The 20423-nt window shown below is 66.3% G+C and carries 18 protein-coding genes; 7 read left to right on the top strand and 11 right to left on the bottom strand.

What is annotated here, in order from left to right:
• The first annotated feature begins 113 nt into the window (after positions 1-113).
• The 3 genes from B2G71_RS15365 to B2G71_RS15375 are packed head-to-tail and all read left to right on the top strand — an operon-like array spanning position 114 to position 3126.
• A complete protein-coding gene (locus B2G71_RS15365) occupies positions 114-851 on the top strand; it encodes an SDR family oxidoreductase (RefSeq protein WP_098107330.1) in 738 nt (245 codons plus the stop codon).
• Positions 852-885: 34 nt separating this feature from the next.
• Positions 886-2376: an aldehyde dehydrogenase family protein gene (locus B2G71_RS15370; RefSeq protein ID WP_098107332.1), complete on the top strand. Its 1491-nt coding sequence runs from the start codon at positions 886-888 to the stop codon at positions 2374-2376.
• 9 nt (positions 2377-2385) lie between these two features.
• Positions 2386-3126: a TetR/AcrR family transcriptional regulator gene (locus B2G71_RS15375; protein WP_240530176.1), complete on the top strand. Its 741-nt coding sequence runs from the start codon at positions 2386-2388 to the stop codon at positions 3124-3126.
• A gap of 2 nt (positions 3127-3128) precedes the next feature.
• Here the strand turns inward: B2G71_RS15375 and B2G71_RS15380 are convergent, their stop codons facing one another.
• Both B2G71_RS15380 and B2G71_RS15385 read right to left on the bottom strand, forming a co-directional pair.
• Entirely contained in the window at positions 3129-3956 is an 828-nt protein-coding gene (locus B2G71_RS15380; RefSeq protein WP_098107335.1) for an enoyl-CoA hydratase/isomerase family protein, read from the bottom strand.
• A gap of 17 nt (positions 3957-3973) precedes the next feature.
• A complete protein-coding gene (locus tag B2G71_RS15385) occupies positions 3974-6172 on the bottom strand; it encodes an acyl-CoA dehydrogenase (RefSeq protein ID WP_098107337.1) in 2199 nt (732 codons plus the stop codon).
• 288 nt (positions 6173-6460) lie between these two features.
• On the opposite strand from B2G71_RS15385, the gene B2G71_RS15390 reads away from it, so the two are divergent.
• Positions 6461-7243, top strand: coding sequence for a DUF2889 domain-containing protein (locus B2G71_RS15390; protein ID WP_098107339.1), 783 nt, complete (start codon positions 6461-6463; stop codon positions 7241-7243).
• A 32-nt stretch (positions 7244-7275) separates the two neighbouring features.
• Positions 7276-8616, top strand: a complete 1341-nt coding sequence (locus B2G71_RS15395; RefSeq protein WP_098107341.1) for an amidohydrolase family protein — start codon at positions 7276-7278, stop codon at positions 8614-8616.
• Positions 8617-8706: 90 nt separating this feature from the next.
• Here B2G71_RS15395 and B2G71_RS15400 read toward each other — a convergent pair whose 3' ends face one another.
• Positions 8707-9507: a helix-turn-helix domain-containing protein gene (locus B2G71_RS15400; protein ID WP_098107343.1), complete on the bottom strand. Its 801-nt coding sequence runs from the start codon at positions 9505-9507 to the stop codon at positions 8707-8709.
• 235 nt (positions 9508-9742) lie between these two features.
• On the opposite strand from B2G71_RS15400, the gene B2G71_RS15405 reads away from it, so the two are divergent.
• Entirely contained in the window at positions 9743-10735 is a 993-nt protein-coding gene (locus B2G71_RS15405; protein WP_098107345.1) for an enoyl-CoA hydratase/isomerase family protein, read from the top strand.
• On the opposite strand, the gene B2G71_RS15410 is transcribed toward B2G71_RS15405, so the two are convergent.
• The 6 genes from B2G71_RS15410 to B2G71_RS15435 form a co-directional block, all read right to left on the bottom strand.
• A complete protein-coding gene (locus B2G71_RS15410) occupies positions 10628-12052 on the bottom strand; it encodes an amidohydrolase family protein (RefSeq protein WP_098107347.1) in 1425 nt (474 codons plus the stop codon). The two genes, B2G71_RS15405 and B2G71_RS15410, sit on opposite strands and share 108 nt — an antisense overlap.
• The gene (locus B2G71_RS15415; RefSeq protein WP_098107348.1) at positions 12046-13239 is read right to left on the bottom strand and encodes a CoA transferase; all 1194 of its coding nucleotides are present in this window, start codon (positions 13237-13239) and stop codon (positions 12046-12048) included. Before B2G71_RS15415 ends, B2G71_RS15410 begins: the two co-directional genes overlap by 7 nt.
• A gap of 2 nt (positions 13240-13241) precedes the next feature.
• Positions 13242-14741, bottom strand: a complete 1500-nt coding sequence (locus B2G71_RS15420) for a class I adenylate-forming enzyme family protein (protein WP_098107350.1) — start codon at positions 14739-14741, stop codon at positions 13242-13244.
• 13 nt (positions 14742-14754) lie between these two features.
• Positions 14755-15045 carry a hypothetical protein gene (locus tag B2G71_RS15425; protein ID WP_098107351.1) on the bottom strand — a complete coding sequence of 97 codons (291 nt, stop codon included), beginning with the start codon at positions 15043-15045 and terminating at the stop codon, positions 14755-14757.
• A 161-nt stretch (positions 15046-15206) separates the two neighbouring features.
• A complete protein-coding gene (locus B2G71_RS15430) occupies positions 15207-16433 on the bottom strand; it encodes a CoA transferase (protein WP_098107353.1) in 1227 nt (408 codons plus the stop codon).
• Between the two features lie 28 nt (positions 16434-16461).
• Positions 16462-17691, bottom strand: a complete 1230-nt coding sequence (locus B2G71_RS15435; protein WP_240530177.1) for a CoA transferase — start codon at positions 17689-17691, stop codon at positions 16462-16464.
• Between the two features lie 344 nt (positions 17692-18035).
• On the opposite strand from B2G71_RS15435, the gene B2G71_RS15440 reads away from it, so the two are divergent.
• A complete protein-coding gene (locus tag B2G71_RS15440; RefSeq protein ID WP_098107411.1) occupies positions 18036-18344 on the top strand; it encodes a hypothetical protein in 309 nt (102 codons plus the stop codon).
• A 101-nt stretch (positions 18345-18445) separates the two neighbouring features.
• On the opposite strand, the gene B2G71_RS15445 is transcribed toward B2G71_RS15440, so the two are convergent.
• Both B2G71_RS15445 and B2G71_RS15450 read right to left on the bottom strand, forming a co-directional pair.
• Complete coding sequence (locus B2G71_RS15445) at positions 18446-18958, bottom strand: MarR family transcriptional regulator (protein ID WP_098107354.1); 513 nt, start codon at positions 18956-18958, stop codon at positions 18446-18448.
• Positions 18958-20211 (bottom strand): acetyl-CoA C-acetyltransferase, encoded by a 1254-nt coding sequence (locus B2G71_RS15450; RefSeq protein WP_098107356.1) that lies wholly within the window; start codon positions 20209-20211, stop codon positions 18958-18960. The genes B2G71_RS15445 and B2G71_RS15450 overlap by 1 nt, the downstream gene beginning before the upstream one ends.
• Positions 20212-20423: the final 212 nt, after the last annotated feature.

Genomic DNA, 20423 nt, shown 5'->3' on the forward strand with positions numbered 1-20423 from the left:
GGCCGCCCCGGGCCGGGCCGGGCAACTATCGTGAGCACGATAGGGCCGCGCTTGTAGTAGCCCGCGATTTACCGGACATCTGCGATCAAATGACAAACGCCTCGGGAGGATCTGTGGGCAAGACGATCGTAATCACCGGTGCCGGGCTCGGCTTGGGCCGCGCGCTCGCGCGGCGCTTCGCGAAAGAGGGCGAGACCGTCGTCCTGCTCGGCCGCACGCTCGCGAAAGTGCAGGCGCTTGCCGAGGAACTGGGCGGCGATAGTTATGCGGTGGAGTGCGATGTCGCCGAGCCGGATTCGGTGCGCGCCGCGTTCAAGACGATCGCCGAGAAGTCGGGCACGATCGACGTCCTGATCAACAACGCCGCGGTGTTCGAGCCCTTCACGATCGAAGAAGCGCGCGACGATCACATTCAGTCGATCATCGCGATCAACCTCGCCGGGCCGATCTACTGCGCGCGCGCCGCCATCCCGCTGATGCGGGCGGGGGGCTGCATCATCAACGTCGGCAGCGAATCCGTTGTCCAGCCTTTCGCCATGCTCTCGCTCTACCAGTGCACCAAGGCGGGGCTCGAGAAGCTGACCGAGGCGCTGGCATCCGAGCTCGACGAGAAGGGCATCCGCGTCTGTCTCGTGCGCGCCGGCCAGATGTTCGAGGAGGGCAAGCAGACCGGATGGGACCCCGAGGTCTCGATGCGCTTCGCGCAGGGCTGCGCCAAGAACGGGCTCAACCTGATGGAGCGCCCGATCAGCCACGTCGATTCGGTTACGGGCGCGTTCCGCACGATCATCGATTTTCCCCCAGACGCACGCATCCCCTTCCTCGCGATCGAGGCTCGCAGGCCTTCCTGAGAGCGCGGTTTGAATTTTCGACAAGGATAAGCTCATGACCCTTCTTCCCGATGCGAAGCTCTTTATCGACGGCGAACTGCGCGACGCGACCGGCGGCGCGACCTTCGATGTCATCAGCCCCTGGACCGGCGAAGTCGTCGGCAAGGCCGCCGATGCCGCGCCCGAAGACGTCGAGGCGGCGATCGTTGCGGCGCGCAAGGCCTTCGACGAGACCGACTGGGGCTCTGACGAGAACCGTCAGAACCGCTTCGAGCTGGTCAAGAAGTACCGCGAGCTGTTCGAGCAGAACCGCGAACGGCTCGCCCAGCTTGCGATTCACGAGGCGGGCGCGGCGCAGGGCGCGGTCTACCGCGCGCACGTGAACATGGCGCTCGACGGCTGGGACGATTACCTCGCCGTGTTCCCCAAGGTGGAATGGGAAAAGGACTACGGCGAGAAGGAGGCTTTCGGCGCGATCCACAAGCGCGTCGGCGTGCGTGAACCGATCGGTGTGGTCGGCGCGATCACGCCCTGGAACGTGCCGCTCTACGTCAATATCGGCAAGGTCGTCGCGGCGCTGCTCGCGGGCTGCACCGTGATCCTCAAGCCCGCGCCCGATACGCCGGGCATGGGCGCGATCTTCGGCGAACTGGCCGCGCAGGCGGGCTTTCCCAAGGGCGTGATCAACGTCGTGTTCGGATCGGACCCGGCGCAGGCCGGCGAGATGCTGGTCACCGACCCGCGCGTCGACCTGATCTCGTTCACCGGATCGACCGGTGTCGGCAAGCGCATCATGGAAAAGGGCGCGGCGACCCTGAAGCGCGTGTTCCTCGAACTGGGCGGCAAGTCGGCCAAGATCGTGTGCGACGACGCGCCCAACTTCCCGATGGAAGTGGCGATGACGATGCTGGTGTTTCACGCCGGACAAGGCTGCGCCGTGCAATCGCGCCTGCTCGTCCCGAAGAGCCGTTACGAGGAGGCCAAGCAGATCCTCAAGGGCGCCTACATGCACTTCGGCGACAACTGGGGCAGTGCCGAGGACCCCGAGCACATCATGGGCCCGGTGATTTCCAAGCGGCAGATGGAACGCGTGAAAAGCTACATCGATCTCGGTGTCGAGGAGGGCGCGACCTTGCTGCACGGCGGGCAGATCCGCACCGACAAGGGCGGCGGCTACTTCGTCGAGCCGACCGTCTTCGTCGACGTGACCAACGACATGCGGATCGCGCAGGAGGAAATTTTTGGTCCCGTTCTCGTGGTAATCCCCTATGAGGACGATGATGATGCCGTGCGGATCGCAAACGAAAGCAACTATGGCCTGTCGGGAGGCGTCAGTTCGGGCGACCACGAGCGCGCCATGCGCATCGCCAAGCGGGTGCGGACGGGCTCGATGAGCGTCAACAACGGCATGTGCATCGCGGGCGATATTCCCTTTGGCGGCTACAAGGCGAGCGGCATGGGCCGCGAATGGGGCGTCGAGGGCATCGAGGAATACACCGACATGAAGATGCTCGCCTGGCCCGTGGGCCAGGTCGAGGCGGCCTGAGCCTAGCGCGTGGACGTGGCGGCCGGGCGGAGCGAAGGGACGGAGGACGAGCGCGACTCGCGTTCGCAGCGTCTCGCCGCTTTCGACGGATCGGCCGCCACGGCTGTCAGCCACAACCTCAACGGGCAAAAACTCGGCCGCAAGGGCAGGGTCACGCGCGAGCGGATCCTGGCCGCGGCGGCCGACCTCATCGAGGAGGCTGGCGAGGACCAGGTCACGCTCAGCGCGATCGCGCGCCGTGCCTCGCTCGGGATGAGTTCGCTCTACAACTACTTCTCCGACCTCACCGAAGTCGTCCTCGCGGTGCTCGATCCGGTCATGACCGCGGGACGGGAGGAATTCGAAGCCCTGCTCGAGGACTACTGGCCGGACGATGTCCTGCCGCAACGGTGCCAGGCGTTCGTTGCGGCCTATCACCGTTTCTGGTCGCGCTATTCCGGCCTGCTGCACTTGCGCAACAGCATGGCCGATCAGTTCGACCTGCGCATGATGCGCGAACGCGTCGCTTCCACCAGTCCGCTGATCGGCATGCTCGAACGGCAGATGGACCGTAACGCGACGAACGGTGCCGATGTCCAGTCGATGGCGACGGTGCTGATGACCGGCATCGAGCGTTCGATCACGCTCGCCACCGACCGGCGGCTGCACCGCATGGTCGGCTTTGGCGCGCAGCGCGATCAGGTCGATGTCCGCAATTCGGTCGCGCGGCTGATGGAACTGGGGATACGCGACATGCGCGCGCAGGCCTGAGCCTATCGGCCCTTCTTGCCCTTGCCGCCGACGTTCTTGAGGTATTCCTCCATCCCCTTGATGTAGTCGGGATTGAGCATCAGCGCCGAATTGGCCATGCGTTCGACATGGCGCGCGGTGTCGCGGCCGACTTCGGCGCACATCTCGATCGCGATCTTCGCCGCGCCCATCTGCTCGCCGTTCTGCTTGGCAAGGTGCCGGCAGAAGGCCATGACCTCGTCCTCGAAGGTGTCGTCGGAATAGACCTGATGGACGAGCCCCATGGTGAAGGCCATGTCCGCGCTCGCGGGCTGGTTGGCCATGATCAGCCAGCGCGCCCAGTGCGGGCCGCAGATGCGCGTCAGCCGCGAGACGCCGCTCGAGGCGGGAAGCACGCCGAACAGGCCCTCGGGGAACGCATAGCCTGCGCTCTTGGCAGCGAGGCGGAAATCGCACGACAGGCTCATCTCGAGACCGCCGCCCACGCACATCGCGTGATGCGCGACGACGAAGGGCTTCTCGATATGCTCCATCTCGTCCCAGAGCTGCTGCATGTTGTTGAGGTTGAGCCGGTGGTTCTCGCGGATCGCCCGCGCCGAACTGACGCCCGAAACGGTTTTGGAAACGACGTTCTGGTTGCCGCCGCGCAAGTCCGCGCCCGAGCTGAAATAGCGCCCGGTCGAACGGATCAACATGACCTTGAGCTCGGGTGTGTCGCGAAAGCGCAGCACTGCCTCGGTCAGAAGGTCCATCATGTCGCGCGAGATGGCGTTGAGCTTTTCCGGCCGGTTCAGCGTGGCGATCAGGATGCCGTCGCGATCTTCGGTGAGCAGGTGCGGTTCGTCGGACATTCGTGAATTACTCCGGCTCAGGCGCGGGTGCGCGGCATGCCCAGACCGCGCTCGGCGATCATCGAGCGGTGGACCTCGCTGGTGCCGCCGTAGATGCGCGTGCCGTGGGCGTGGCGATAGCTCTGGTTGATGAGATTGAGCGGACCCTTGCGCTTGGACAGCGACAGCGGCGCGGTCATCTGCAGCATTTCGCGCGCATCCTCGAGGAAGACTTCCGAGCTGTACATCTTGGCCATTGGTCCGAAGGCCATGTTCGGCTTCTTCTCGACGCCGGCCCACATCGAGCGGAATTCGAGCATTTCGGCAACGCCGATGTGCGCGCGGATGCGGGCAAGCCGCACTTGCAGATGTGTGTCGTCAATCCGCTTGAGGTCGCGCAGAACCTCCTCGCAGGCTTCCAGCGTATCCTCGATCACCTTGCCGAAGCCGCCGCCGTGCTCGAGTTCGAGCGCCACCGACATGACCTTGGTTCCTCCGTCGACAGGACCGAGGCGCCAGGTGTCGGGGACGTGCACGTCATCGTAGAAGGTGACATTGGTGCGCTCGTCCATGAAGGTGTGGATGGCCTGCACCTCCACGCCTTCGGCCTTGAGCGGCACGATGAACATGGTGAGGCCCTTGTGCTTGGCGACTTCGGCGTTCGTCCGCGCGAGCATCAGCACGTATTCGGAAAGGTTGGCGCCGCTGGTCCACATCTTGGTGCCGTTGATCCGCCAGCTCCCGTCCTCGGCCTGCGTGGCGCGCGTGCGAGCAGCGAAGACGTCCGATCCGCAGCCCGGCTCCGAATAGCCGAGCGAGGTGATGGCATCGCCGTTGACGACGCGCTCGAGCACCTGTGCCTTCAAGTCGTCGGTGCCGAACTTGACCATCATGTAGCCGACCATCTCGGCGACGCTGATGGCCGGGTTCGAATAGCCGTGCATGTTGAACCGCTCGCGGGCCGATTTCTTGGCATAGGGACCGAGTTCGCGACCGCCCAGGCTCGGGTTGCCGAGGAACAGGAGGTCGGCGGCCTTGAGCTTCTTGTGGACCGAAGGCACCCAGCCTTCCCAACTGAAGTGGAACTGTTCGCGCTCCTCGTCGGTGACCTGGGTCTCGAAGAAGGCGTCGATCTCGGCGTTCACCGCGCGCGCTTCCTCGCCGATGTCGAATTCGATCGGAGTCTCGCCGACGTCGGGCAGCGATACCGTCTCGCCGCCATAGAACCGGCGTCCGGCCTCCGCGAGCCATTGCTGCACGTCGCCATGCACCAGCGGCCAGGCGTTGGCGCGCAGGTTGTAGAGATGGATGTCGTATTCCTTCGACAGGCCATAGCCGCCGAAGGTCTGGAGCGCCTGGCTGACGGCGTCCGCCGCCGCCGTGGCGCTCTGCCAGAGGCTGAGCGAAATATTGCCGCCGGCGTCTTCCTTACCGTCGGCGATGTCGCGGATCGTGCGCCAGGTCAGGAGCTTGCCGCCGTCGACGTCGCACAGGCGATCGGCGAGCGGGTGCGATACGCCCTGGAACTGGCCGATGAGCTGGTCGAAGGCCTTGCGCTCGCAGGCGTATTCCGCCGCGAGCTTGAGCGCCTGACGGCCGAGGCCGGAGAGCGCCGCGGCCATCAGCAGCTTCCATTCCTCGAGACCGGCGGCGAACGTGGCGACGGCCTCGCCGCCCGAGGCCAGCACCTTGGCGTCGAGTGTAGACAGATCGATTTCGGCGATCGGAGTGGTCGCGAGATTGTCCTCGCCCTTCGCGAAACCCTCCGGGACGGTGAGGAGGACCACATCGTCGCCGCGCCGCGCGACGATCAGGCCCGCGACGGCGCCGCCGGCGATCCATTGCATCGGTGTTTCGGCCATGTCGTGAAAGGCGAGCGCAGTCACCGTCTCGCCCCCGATCGTCGCGGCGAGTTCGTCCGAGGCGGTCTCGGTTCCGAGTTGGCCGAGCAGGCGCGCGGCGACGAGCGCTTCGGCCAGCGGGCCCGAGGCCAGCGTGCGCCCGGCCTCTTCCATCACCACGACAGCATCGAACAGGCCCAGCCCCATGCCGTCCGCTTCTTCGGGCACGCGGATCGCGAAGGCGCCGAGTTCGGCGAGGCCGGTCCACAAGGCGGGATCGAATCCGCCGTGCTCTTCCATTGCCTTGCGGATCTTCGCCGAACTGGAGTGCTCGTCGAGAAAGCGCGCGAAATTGTCGCGCACCATTTCCTGTTCGTCGGTCAAGTCGAAATTCATGGCAGTCCGCCCCGTGTAGTCGTTTTGTCCCGGGGCGGTTCGCGACCAGCCCGCTTTGGGGTTCAACACCACAGACTTGGGGGGCGTTCAAATGATTTTGGCGCGCAATCGCACGGGCGATTGGCCTGCCTGTCCACCGGCGGCGGTGCCACCTCGCGTTGTCCCGGCGGGCGAGGAGGGAAGGGCGCGGCTGGTGTTTTCCGCTCCGTATTCGAGCAGGATCGCGATCGCGATGGATCGCCGCGCGCCATCCGGCGCGCGGGCCCAGCGTGCTAGCTTGTGCCGGTCATGAATGGTGACGGGATCAATCGCCCGGCCCGCGACGCGGATGCCTTCGCATTGCCCGGCTATCGTCGGGCGGTCCTCGTCGAGCCCGAACCGGGGCGCGTGACCGCGCTGCTCGAGGACGATATCCACTGCATGGCGGTCCGCCTCGATCACGCGCGGGGCGTGGTCACGCGTGCGCGGGCGCATGCCGATCGCATGCCCTGGACGACCTGCCCGGGCGCGGTCGCCAAGCTGCGCGAGACGTTCGAGGGCGCGGCGCTGTCCGAGGTCACGGCGCGGCGCGACAAGAAGGCCAATTGCACGCATCTGCACGACATGGCGGTGCTCGCGGCGGCGCATGCCGGGGACGCGGCGCCGCTCGCCTTCGCCATCGCCGCGAGCGATCCGCGCGACGGGGTGCGTATTCTGGAGATCAGACGTGGAGGCAGGGCGGTCCATCGCTGGATCGAGCGGGACGGGCAGCTCGTCGCGCCGCCTCCGCTGGCCGGATCGAGCCTGCTGACCATGCGCGACTGGATCGCGAGCCTCGAAGGCGCGGAGCAGGAAGCGGCGCGGTTGCTGCAATGGGCGAGCCTCGTCGCGCATGGGCGCACGATTCCCGCAGCGCGTCAGAGCGACGCCTCGGCGATGCCGCCCACTTGTTACACCTTCCAGCCCGACCGCGCGGCTCATGCGCAACGCACGGGCGTTCAATACGATTTCAGCACGGGTTCGCGCAGACTTCTCGCCGGGTTGCGTGATAGAACGCGGGCTGCGCTGGCCGGCGATCGCGTCGGGACCTGAAGCACGAAGCACAAAGACATGGGAGACCACGCATGGAAATGAACGACATGGTGATCATCAGCGTCGATGATCACATCAGCGAGCCCCCCGACATGTTCAAGAACCACTTGTCGGGCGCGGCGCTCGAAAGCGCCCCCAAGCTCATTCAGGACGCCAACGGCAAGGACCTGTGGGTCTACCAGGGGCAGGAGTTCCCCTCGGTCGGGCTCAATGCCGTCGTCGGGCGGCCTTTCGAGGAATACGGCATGGAGCCGACCTCGCTCGATCAGCTTCGCGACGGTTGCTACGACGTCCACGAGCGGATCAAGGACATGGACGTCAACGGCATCGCCGCCTCGCTCAACTTCGGCAGCGTGTTCGATTTCGCCGGAGGGCGCCTGCATCGCGTGCCCGACAAGGATCTCGCGAAGATCCACATCAGCGCTTACAACGACTGGCATATTGACGAATGGTGCGGCGCCTATCCGGGCCGTTTCATTCCCTGCGCGATCCTGCCGACCTGGGACATGGACGCGACCGTTGCCGAACTGAAGCGCGTTTCGGCGAAGGGCTGCCACACCGTCTCGATCAGCGAGAACCCGACCTGCCAGGGCCTGCCCTCGATCCATAACGAGTACTGGGACCGCTTTTACAAGGCGATCAACGAACTCGACATGACGATCTGCCTGCACATCGGCGGCGGCAATCCGGCCCCGCACGCCTCGATGGAAACGCCGATCGAGGCGTGGATCTCGACGATGCCGATGTCGATCGCCTATGCCGCGTCGGACTGGCTCAACCTCAAGGCGCTGCACGACTATCCCGATATGCGCATCGCCTTGTCGGAAGGCTCGATCGGCTGGGTGCCCTATTTCACCGAGCGCGCCGACTTCTCGAATTCGCGGCACAAGGCCTGGACCAATTCGCGGTTCCAGCACATGAAGCCGAGCGAGATGTTCAAGCGGCACTTCCTCAACTGCTTCATCGACGATGCCTTCGGGCTGCAGAACATCCAGTTCATCGGCGAGGACAACATCGCCTATGAATGCGACTACCCGCACTCCGACACGCTCTGGCCCGAAGTGCCCGAGCGGCTATGGCCGACGATCAAGCACCTGACCGACGCGCAGATCGACAAGATCACGCATGGCAACGCGATGCGCTGGTTCCGCTTCGATCCCTTCGCGCACTACACGCGCGAGGAACTGAGCGTGGGCGCGCTACGGGCGAAGGCCAAGGCCGCCGGCGTCGATACGACGCCCAAGTCCTCGGCGGGCGAACGCCCGGTCGAAGAGGGCGACTCGCGGCCGGTGACTTCGGGCGACATCATGCAGATGTTCATGCGCCACGAAGACAAGGACCGTCTGTCGCGGGCGCAGAAGGCCGACGCCTGATCAACGCGAAAGGGCCGCGCCATGGCGCGGCCCTTTCTTTTATTTGCGGACGCCCGGGGCCTCGGACCGTCGCGACGGTCCGACGCAGGTTCAGGCGGCGGTCGGCAGCGGCTCGACGTTCGAGCTGTGAAGATCGGGCAGGCATTGCCGCATGGCTTCGCCGAGCGATTGCAGCAGGCCTTCCACGTTCACCTTCTCATCGCGTCCGTAGACCACGCTGACCACGAGCGGGTGGTCGCTGGGCTGGCCGGGGATCAGCGCGGAGAGCGACTCGGTGCCCGATCCGAACCCGGTGGGGCCGGTGATGTACCCAGTCTCGCGGCAGGCATCGATGCGCGCCATCATCTCGCCGAACGAGAACTTGTGCGCTTCGCCGGCCTCCGCGTTGAGCCGGCGGACCATGCCTTCGCAACGCGCGCGATCGACGGTCGAGAGCATCAGCCAGCCCGCGGCGCTGAGGAACAGCGGCTCCTTGACGCCGCCCGACAGCTCACGCGTGGCGGCGGGCGCGCGGGCGCCGTGATGCCAGCTCACCACCTGGGCATCGAGGCCGACCATCGCGATCAGCGCGACCGAGAGTCCCGTCTGAGCCAGCAGCCGGTCCGAGAGGCGGACGAGGCGCCCGTCGCGGATCATTTCCGGCTGCCCGGACAGCCCGAGCAAGGCCGCGCGCGGCGTCAGGCAATAGGCCCTTGAGTAAGGATCCTTATGTAGCAGCCCGAGTTCGACCAGGCTGGCGAGCAACTCGGAAGTGCTTGATTGCGGGCGATTGTAGCGTCGAACAATATCCATGACGGTCGCTTCACGGTGACGATCGTCGAAGTACTCAAGCACCTCGATGACCCGCCGGGCGATCTTCGCCTTGTTCGACTGCGCATGTTTTGCTGCCATGGACCTCTCCTCAGTCTTTTCTTGCCTAACCGTCATGGCTCCACGGCCGGATGTCAACAGAAAATGAGCGCCTGTCGTTTTTTCCTTAGCGTCCTTAGCATTGCCTCGGCTAGAGCTTTTGCGTGGTGCCCCATTGCCTTGCGGGGAGTGGCGCGCTCTTGATGTTTACGACCGGGTCGAGAAGGAAGGCGGCGTGTGTTGCCGCCGAGCCACGGCGCGCGGAAACGAGACGAAAATGCTCCAGCAGGAATTCGAAATCCCCCTCACGCGCCTGGCCCCGCACGAGGAGCCCTTGGCGCGGCCGCTGGCCATCGTCCGGCTGGACGGCGACGAACAGCTTGCGCCCGAGGACATCGTCCTGCCGCCGTGCCCGGTGATCGGCATCGGTGATCCCGATCATTCGCTTGCGCGCCTGTGCGATGCGATGGTCGAGGGGCCGGTAGGGGCGGCGGGGCTGATCGGCAACGTACTGCGCAGCCCGCACGCGGCGGCGGCCGTGGTGCAACTCCTGCGCTTCTTGCCCGATCTTTCGCCCGAGCAGGGACTCGACGCCGAATCGATGGCCTACGCCATGCTTCAGGGCAGCGCCGAACATCACGCCTGGCGGCGATCGCGACCGGTCGCGGAAGAGAGCTTCGCGCCAGGACAAGTGCGGATTGCGCATCGCGGGAGCGGGGTGGACGTGACGCTTTGCCGCGAGGATGCGGGCAACGCCATCGACACGGCCATGCGCGACGAGTTGAGCCGGGTTTTCGCTGCGCTGGCGCTCGATCCGCAAGTGCGGCGGATACGGCTGACGGGAGAGGGCAAGGCCTTCAGCCTGGGCGCCGAGCTTTCCGAATTCGGGACGACCTTAGATCCCGCGACCGCGCACGAGATCCGCGCGCGGACCTTGCCCGCGCGCCAGGTGCTGCGCTGCGCCGACCGGCTCGAGGCCTTCGTCGATGGTGCCTGCGTGGGTGCGGGGCTCGAGATCGCGGCCTTCGCGCGCCGCATCGAAGCGACGCCGCGCGCCTGGTTTCAGCTCCCCGAACTGGCGATGGGAATTTTGCCGGGCGCGGGCGGCTGCGTTTCGCTCACCCGGCGCATGGGTCGCCAGCGAACCGCGCTGATGATTCTGTCAGGCCGCCGGCTCGGAGCGCGCAAGGCGCTTGAATGGGGGCTCGTCGATTCGCTCGTGGACAATCGCGCCTTCGACGAGAGTCATCGCGACATCGCTGCCGAATAACCGTTCGCGTGCTTCGCGCCAGGGCCGCGAAAGCAGGCAAAGGTCGGCGGGCTCGCCCACGGCGATTCGGCGCTCGCGCGCGAGGTCGAGCGGATCGGCCAGATGAAGCGCCAGCGCCGCTTCGGGGCTGAGCGATTCGCCGGCCGCGATGGTTCGTCCGCCGTCGGTCTGCCGTGAGACCGCGGCGCGCATCGCGGCCCACGGGTCGGCGCTGCCGAACGGCGCATCGCTGCCGCCTGCGAGCACGATCCCTGCGTCGGCGAGGCTTTGCAGGCGGTAGAGATCGCGGTGATGCCGGGGCTCCACGTCGAGCAGGTAGCGCTCGCCGCGCTCGGCCACGAAGTGTGGTTGGACGCAAACGTGGAGGCCGAGGTCCGCGATCCTCGCGACGAGCGGTTGCGGTGTGACCGAGGCATGCTCGATCCTGTCGCCCGGTCGCGTGCCCGCCGCCTCGAACGCGGCGAGGGCGAAGACCAGTTCGACTTCGGAGACGCAGTGTACGGCCACGCCGCGTCCCTGCGCATGGGCGGCCGCGATGAAGGCGCAAGCCTCGTCGAAGTCGGGCAGAGCGGCCTCGTGCAAGTGTAGCTTCGCGGGGCCGAGCGCCCAGGGACCCGGCTCGGCGTCGTTCAAAGCGAGCGTTCCGGCGATGACGCAGCGTTGTGCCAGCGCACCGCTGCACCGTTGCGCAATGAAGTGACGCACCGTTTCGGGATCGTTGGCTGGCGACATGTCGGTGATGCCGGTAATCCCGCAGGCGGCGAGTTCGCGGCTCACGCGTGACAGGTCGGGGAACCGTCCGCCGAGCGTGGCGGCTAGCCATTCGTCCTCGTCGAACAGGCGCCCGGTGAAGCCCGCCGCGTCGCGCTCGAGGCCGGGCGGCGGTGGGGCCAGCGCAAGCAATTCGGCGAGCGCGCGGCTGTTGAGCAGCCACATCCGGCCCGAGCGGTGCTGGATGCGGACCGGGCGACACGCGACGAGTTCGTCGAGCGCGGCGGCATCGGGCAGGGCGCCGAGCACGCTCTCGTGGTAGCCGATGCCGCGCAGCCAGCCTTGGCCGGGACGATCGAGCGCGACGCGCAGAGCCTCGCGATCGGCGACCTCGGGCGGTCCGCAAGCGACCGACGCATCGCGCACGGCGAGCGCGGCGAGATGAATGTGGTGGTCGTGCAGACCCGGCAGCAGCGCGCCACCATGGGCGTCGATGACGGTCTCGCCGGATACGGGCGCAAGTGCGCCGATCGCGGCTATGCGGCCATGCGCGATCCGCAGATCGCCAGGGCCGACGCCATGGATCTCGGCGTTCCGGATCAGCATCGGGCCAGGCTCGCGAGGTAACGTCCTGTGTCCGCGCCCAGATCGCGTACCGGCGCGGCGAGCCGCCGGCGTGGAACTGCCGGAAATAGCTCCCCGACCGCCGCGGCCCAGGCGCGCAGTTCGGCTTCGAGCAGCAGCGGATCGAAGGTCCGTTCCTCGTCCAGCGCGCTCGCGACGATGGCGCTCATGGCGAAGCCGATCCGGCAGGCCTCGCCGCGCGCATGGGCGCGCCAGCCTTCGAGCGCGGCGGTGATGCCCGTCAGCGGATCGGCGATGGCATCGCCGACATAGCCGATCTCGCCCGCCGCGTCCGCCAGCGCGCGGCTGAGACCGCCGGCCACCCCGCAATCGTTGCCGATGCCGGTCCAGTGCGCCGGTTCGCCGCGCGCGCCGTGGCCCGTCACCGTCAGCCACACGAGACCGAGCGTCTCGCGCACCAGCGCGTCGGCATCGATGCCGAAGTGGCGAAGCGCGCGCGGGCGCGAGGATTCGATGACGAAATCGGCGCGGCGGATCAGCGCGACGAGCGCTTCGCGCTCGGCCTCGCAGTCGAGATCGACGAGCGCGCTGGCCTTGCCCTGGTTGATGATGTCGAACGTCGCCGGGTCGTCGCGGCGGATGAGGTCGGGTCGCGAAGGGCTTTCCACCTTCACCACGTCCGCGCCCGCGAGCCAGAGCAAGTGGCCCGCAAGCGGCCCCGCCCAGATCGCCGACAGGTCGACCACCAGCGGCACGTGATCGGCGGGACGGTCGCGACGCGGGCCGCGCGCGAGAACCTCGACCGGCGCCGAGGCCGGGATCTCGTCGGCCGAGGCGACGGGCAGGCCGAGGCTGCGTCCGCGCGCGACGAGCCCGGCGCAATCGTTGCGCAGCACGGCGGCGGCGATCGCCGCGTCGTCGTCGGTGGCGAGCCCGGCGTCCGCGAACAGGGCGGGCAGCAGCTCGCGGTCCTCCTTGCGGATCAGCGTGAGCGCGAACCAGCCCCCGTCGCGCGTCGGCATGAGGCGGCTGCCGCCGATCCCGGCGGACACGTGGCCGGGCACGCGATAGCCGCCGTTCGATCCGCGCTCGCCGAGCAGCGTGGTTCCGTCGAGCGCGGCTATCGCGGCGGCTGCGGTTTCGTCGGCCAAGACCTCGATGCGCCGGTCGGCCCAGCGCGCCAAGGGGATGGAGAGCGCCGCTGCCATCGCTATTCGGCGAGCAATTCCTTGACCTTGCGGCGCAGGAGCTTGCCCATTTCATTGTACGGAAGTTCGCCGACCACGGCGATTTTCTCGGGTACGCGGCTCGAGCGCAGGCGGGCGCGGACCAGGTCCTTGAGTTCCTGCTCGTCGGGCGCGTCGCATCCCTCGCGCGGAACGATGGCGACGCCCACCGCCTCGCCCCATTCGACCGACGGGATCGCGCAGGCGCAGGCATCGGCGACCGCCGGGTGCGTGAGCAGCACGTCCTCGATTTCGCCCGGGCTCATGTTCTCGCCGCCGCGCACGATCACGTCGTCCGCGCGGCCCGAAAGGAACAGGTAGCCGTGCTCGTCGATGTAGCCGGCATCGCGCGTGGGAAACCAGCCTTCCGGGTCGAGCGCGGACTTTTCCTTGTACTCGCCCGAGACCTGCTCGCCGCGCACGTAGATCTCGCCCGGCTCGCCGGGGCCGAGCACTTCGCCGTTCTCCCCGCGGATCTCCATCTCGACCGTCGGGATCGGCTTGCCAAGCGAGGCGAGCCTGGCACGGACCTTGGGATCGTCCGAGGCGAAGGCTTCGCGGTGGTCGTCGGGGCCGAGCAGCGCCACTGTCGAGCTTGTCTCGGTAAGGCCATAGGCGTTGGTGAAGCCCGCCTCGGGAAACAGACCGAGCGCCTTGGTGATCACCTCGAGCGGCATCTTGCCGCCGCCGTAGGCGACCGCGCGCAGCGTCGAGAGTTCGGCGGTGACGCCGTTCTCCATCGCCGTGATGATCCGCGTGAGCATGGTCGGCACGACGAAGGCATTGGTGATCGCTTCGGCCTCGACGAGCCGCAGCCACTCCTCGGGCGTGAAGTTGGGCAGCATGACGATCTTGCGGCCCGCGTAGATCGAGGAAAGCAGCGCCGAGATTCCGGCGATGTGATAGGGCGGCACCACCACCAGCGCGGCGTCGCTCTCGTCGGCCGAGGCGAATTCGACGGTGCCCAGAATATAGCCGAGCAGGTTGGAATGGCGCAGGATCGCCGCCTTGGGCGCGGCGGTCGTGCCGGAGGTGAAAAGCTGTATGGCCACGCCTTCGCCGGGATCGTATTCGCGCGCATCGTCGGCGGGATAGGTCTCCTGCGCCTTGAGCGTGAATTCCTCGCGGGTGAAGACGGTGTGGCCCTGATCGCCCGCGATGCGGATGACGCGTTCCTCGTCGCCGATGACGAGCGCTGGCGCGATCCGGCCGAGCAGCGCGCCAAGGTCGGCATCGGGCAGGCGGTAGTTTAGCGGGCAATAGGGCACGCCCGCGAGCGCCGCACCGAACACCGCGATCACCGCTGCCTCGCTGCTCTCGTCGAGCAGCGCGACGTATTCGGCCTCGCTCTCCTGGATCAGCTCGAACGCGCCGCGTGCCGCCTCGAGCAGGTCGCCATAAGTCCAGCGCTTGCCGTCGCACACTAGGCCCACGCGATCGGGTGCGGCCTCCGCCGCCATCTCGAGAAGGAGCGCAATGTTCATGGGCGGTGCTCGCTCAGTCGGAAGCGGGCAGGGGCTTGGCATCCTTGACGACGAGCGCGACGCCGTCGACCGAGAGCGAACCTTTGCCGGGTTTGACGCAAAGCAGCTCGTACTTGCCATCGGTATCGACGTAGCGCTTGCCCATCAGCGTGCCCGCTGAGAAATCGGCGGAGAGCGGGGCGGCCTCGTCGGGCTTGGCTTCGCCCATCGGCGCGCCGCCGCATTCGATCGTGCCGTCGGCCGCGCGGATGACCATCACTTCGGTGTCGCAGGCGGCGCTCTTCAGCCGGGTGCCGGGTTTCATCTCGGATATCCTCGTTCTTGCGTGTCTTTCGGGCCTATTCCCCTGCCTTTACGCGCTGCCGGCGCGGGTTCAAGGTACAATGGGGCGCTTCGAGCCGGGCAGGGCGGGCAGAGGTGCCGGGTAAGTCAATTCAGCGCCTCGACGATGCCGAATGCAGCAGATCAGGCGACGATCCCGCCGTCCTTGAGACTGGCGATCCGGTCCCAGTCGAGACCCATCTCGAGCAGGATTTCCTCGGTATGCTCGCTGGCCTGCGGCGCGCGATGCGTTTCAATCGCCTCGTGATCGAACTGCACGGGGCTGCGCACCAGGCGCATCGGCTTCGATCCGTCGATCGGCTCGACCGGGATGAAGGCGTCGTTGGCGATGGCCTGGGGATCTTCGCCCAGATCGAGCAGGCTCTGCACGGCGGCCCATTGCCCGCGCATCGTCTTGAGATGTTCGCGCCAGTAGTCGAAGTCCCGCGCGGCAAAAGCGGTGGCGATGATCTCGCTGGCGGCGGCGCTGTTCGCCATCAGCGCCTCGGCATCGGCGAAGCGCGGGTCATCGGCGGCCTCGGGAACGCCAAGATGCTCGAACGTGTCGCGGATGAAGGGACCGGGCACGAGGATGAACAGGCTGATCACGCGCCGGTCCGAAGTGAGGAAGTGGCCGAGAAACGGGTTCACCGCCGCGCCACCCGTATGGGGAACACCGATCCGCATCTGCTTGCCGGTGTGAAGGTAGGGTGCGAGCACCATGCCCGACATCCACATCGCCGAGTTGAGCAAGGAGACGTCGACTTCGGAGGTCTCGCCGGTCTGTGAGCGGTGGAACAGCGCCGCGGCGACGCCGCCGGCGAGGTACATTCCGCTCATCGAATCGCCCATTCCGCCCAGGCTCATGGTCAGCGGCACGTCGAATTCCTGCGGGGTGAGCGCATGGGCGACGCCCGAATGAATCCAGAAGGCTGTTGCGTCGTAGCCGCCGCGATCCCGGTCATCGCCCTTGTCGCCGTAGCCGCTGCCGCGCGCGTAGATGATGTCGGGGTTGACCGCGCGAATGTGTTCGAGATCGATCTCGAGCCGGCTGCGCACCGCGGGCAGGTAGTTGGTGAGGAACACGTCCGCCTCGCGCGCGAGATCGTAGATCAGGTCGCGGCCCTCGCGGGTCGAGACGTCGATGCCGATCGAGCGCTTGCCGCGATTGGGCTGCTCGATCATCGGGTTCACGACCGGATCGAGATGCACTCCGGCGATCGAGCGCATCCCGCGCTGGGTATCGCCGCGAACGGGATGCTCCACCTTGATGACGTCGGCGCCCCAGTCGGCGAGCACCGCTCCGCAGGCCGGCACGAAGACGTACTGCGCGACTTCGAGGACCCTGACGCCTTCCATCACGTGCTTCATAGCGGCCGTCCGGTTTTGCGATCTCGTCTCAGGCGATCGCGCCCTTGGCCTTGAGCGCTTCGATCCGGTCCCAGTCGACACCCATTTCCATGAGCACGACTTCGGTGTGCTCGGAAGCCTGGGGCGCGCGGGTCGTCTCGGTGGGCTCGCCGTTCCACTGGACCGGATTGCGCACCAGCTTGATCGGCTTGCCGCCGTCCGCCGCGTCGACTTCGATGATCGTGTCGTTGGCGATGGCCTGCTCGTCGTTGGCGAGTTCGATCAGGTTGAGGATCGGGGCCCACTGGCCCTTCAGCGTCTTGAGGTGCTCGCGCCAGTATTCGAAGGGCTTGGAGGCAAAGGCCTCGACCAGGATGTCGCTTGCCGCCTTGGCGTTCTCGATCAGGCTCATCACGTCCTTGAAGCGCGGGTCCTTGGCGGCTTCGGGCCGGCCGACGTGCTCGAAGGTGTCCTCGATCAGGCCCGTCGGGCTGACCATGCACAGATTGATGGTGCGCCCGTCCGAGGTCCAGAAGTTGCCCATGAAGGGGTTCACGCCCGCGCCGCCCGAGGTCGGCATCGAGTTCTTGGTGATGATCCCGGTCTCGAGCGCCTGCGCGATGTTGGCGCCCGAGGCCCAGGCGGCGGCGCTCATCAGCGAGACGTCGACTTCGGTGGCCTCGCCGGTCTTCTCGCGGTGATAGAGCGCGGCCGAGATCGCGCCCGCTATGAACATGCCGCCGATCGAATCGCCGAACGCGGGCATGCCTTGCGAGAGCGGGCCGGGCAGTTCGGGGGGCGTCATGCAGTCGGCGATGCCGCTGCGAGACCAGAACGCGGTGCCGTCGAAGCCGCCCTTTTCGCGTTCGGGACCCTTGTTGCCCCAGGCGCTGCCGCGCACGTAGATGATATCGGGATTGGCGGCGCGGATGTGCTCGATGTCGAACTTGTTCTTCTGGCGGACCTGCGGAAGGAAATTCGTCAGGAACACGTCGCACTGCTTGGCGAGTTCGTAGAGCAGTTCCTGGCCCTCGGCCGTCGACGTGTCGATGCCGACGCTGCGCTTGCCGCGGTTGGGATGCTCGATCAGCGTGTGCCGCAGCGGATCGAGCTTGACGCCGCCCATGTTGAGAAAGCCGCGCTGGGTGTCGCCGCGCACCGGATGTTCGATCTTGATGACGTCGGCGCCCCAGTCCGCGAGCACCGCGCCCGCGGCAGGGGTGAATGTGAACTGCGCAACTTCGAGTACGCGCACGCCCTGCATGACCTTGGTCGACATAGACAGCCTGTCCCTAGTTAGGCGGAGAAGCGGCCAAAACCGACGTCTCTGCTTGTGTATTGCTCTGGCTTTCGGTCTGAGGATTTTCGCGATTGCGATCAACCGCGCAGGCAATCGCGCCGACGATCATCGCACGCGTGATTCGCATCCAAATGAGCCACCGTGACTATCTTCCGCAAGTGCGAACATAAAAAATGCCCGAAAAACCTAGGTTTGCCGGGGTATTGCCGAAATCGTAGACGCACTTGCAGCATTTGCAATTGACTTTCTCGAATACAACTCCTAACCTAGTTTAGCAAATCAAGAATTCCTCCCCCCAATTTTTGATCACGGAGTTTGAAATCATGAAGAAGTTTGTTGCTCTCGCCGCTGTCGCCACCATCGCCGTCTCGGCTCCGGCGTTCGCCGAAACGACCCAGTCGGTTCGCGAAGTCACCGAAGAAGCGGCTGCTCCGGTCGAACTCAAGGCTGGCCAGATGCTCTACAGCTCGGCCGGCTACCGCATCGCGCCGATCTACCGCGTCACCGAATCGGGTGATCCGCAGGTCATCATGAGCGGTCGCCTGATCACCGTTCCGGTTTCGACCGTTTCGGAAGCCGAGGGCAAGGTCATGACCTCGCTCACCAAGAAGGAAGTCGCCAGCGCCCGCTAAGCGGATCGCGCGAGCGAAACGAACAGGGCGGCCCCGCGCGGGGCCGCCCTTTTTCGTGCGCGATACGGGCGCGGGCGATGACGGGACGCCGCGCCGATTGCTCAGGCGCCGCTGACGTTATGATAGACCCGGTCGAGATACCCGCGAAGCTGGGCCAGTTCTTCGTCCTCGAAGCCCTTGAACATGCGCTGTTCGGCCTCGTTCGCGATCAGGGCGAGCTTGTCGAGCAGGGGACGCGCCGCCTCGGTCGGGTAGACGGCGCGCGCGCGTCGGTCGTCGATCCGCTCGCGCCGCTCAAGCAAGCCGTCCGCGCAGAGCCGATCGATCAGTCGTCCGGCCGACGCTTCCGACATTTCGAGCGCTTCGGCGATCGTTCTTTGCGTCGAGCCCGGATGGCGCGAGACCACGGCGATCATCGACCATTGCGAACGCGTGATGTTGTGGACCGACACCAGGCGATCGAAATGATTGCGCATCAGCCGCGCGATGATCGTGAAATGCAGTCCGATCTTGCGCTTGATGTCAAAATCCGGATCGGACAGTTCATCGTCGAGCCTGTCCTTGATCGGATTGCCTGAACCCGGCCTCGCGGTCTTGTCGGGTATCTCGTGCATCAGACCCTTTCGATGATGATGGCAGGAGCCATGCCGCCTGCTGCGCACATCGTGATAAGCGCGTAACGGCCCTCGATGCGTTCGAGTTCGTCGAGCGCCGTACCGATCAGGATGGCGCCGGTCGCGCCGATCGGATGGCCCAGCGCGATCGACCCTCCGTTCGGATTGACCTTTGCGCGATCAAGATCAAGGTCGCGAATGAATTTCTCCACGACGACGGCGAAGGCCTCGTTGATTTCCCAGACGTCAATGTCGTCCTTGCTCAGGCCTGCCTTTTCAAGCACTTTCTTCGCCGCGGGCACCGGGGCGTTGAGCATCAGCGTGGGATCGTCCCCCATGTTGGCCATCGCCACGATCCGGGCGCGCGGCTTGAGGCCCTTGCGCTCGGCGTATTCCTTCGAAGCGAGCAGGATCGCCGCCGCACCGTCGACAACACCCGAGGATATGCCGACATGGTGGACGGGCTTGAACTCGAGGTCGGGATACTTCTGCTTGACCAGTTCCTTGTAGGTCTTGCCGCCCTTCTGCGAAGGCATGTCGTGGAACATCTCGAAAGCGGGCTTGAGTTGCGCGAGCCCTTCCTTGGTCGTTTCCGGACGGGGATATTCCTCGTGGTCGAGGATCACGTTGCCGTCGTCGTCCTTGACCGTGATCGTCGACTTGTCGAACCGGCCTTCCTTCATCGCGACCGCCGCGCGCCGCTGGCTTTCGACACCCAGATCCTCGAGCTCTTCGCGGCTGATCCCTTCCATCGCCGCGATCGCGTCGGCGGCGACGCCCTGGTTGGTCTGCGGATGCTTGGCCTGGAGGCGCGGGTTGCCCACGCCCATGCCGCCCGAGGAAAGCCCGGCTTCGTAGAGCTTGGCGCCGAACGCGTTGACGTAGGAAAGCTGTTCCGATCCGCCCGCGATCACCAGGTCTTCCATGCCCGACATGATCTGCGCCGCGGCGAGATTGGTGGCGGTGAGGCCGCTGCCGCAGAAGCGGTTGAGGCTGACGCCGCTCGCCTTGACGTCGTAGCCGGCATCGAGCGCGGCCATCCGGCCGATGTCGCCGCCTTGCAGGCCGATCGTGCCCGAAGTTCCCCAGATCACGTCGTCGACGTCGGCCGTTTCCAGGTTGTTGCGCTCCTTGAGCGCGGCGAGGACGGTCGCGGCGAGGTGCTCCGGGTGCATCTGCGACAGCGCTCCCTTGCCCATCTTGCCGATTCCCCGCGGCGTGCGAACGGCATCGATGATATAGGCTTCGGACACTTCAGATCTCCTCCAACCGCCGGACGCGCCGGCTGACTTTCGAGAGTGCATGCTGGCCGGACCCGGCAATTGCAATGCGGGCGGCATCGCCTTGGCGATTGCTTTCATAGGTTAGCATCTGGACCCGCGCCGAGCAGCGGCGCGCAAGCCGCCAGGCGGCCAACGGTGCGCTTGACGGCCGGGACGCTTGCGACAATGGCGGTGCTGAACGG

This window comes from Novosphingobium sp. PC22D (genome assembly GCF_002556635.1).
Classification (GTDB): domain Bacteria; phylum Pseudomonadota; class Alphaproteobacteria; order Sphingomonadales; family Sphingomonadaceae; genus Novosphingobium.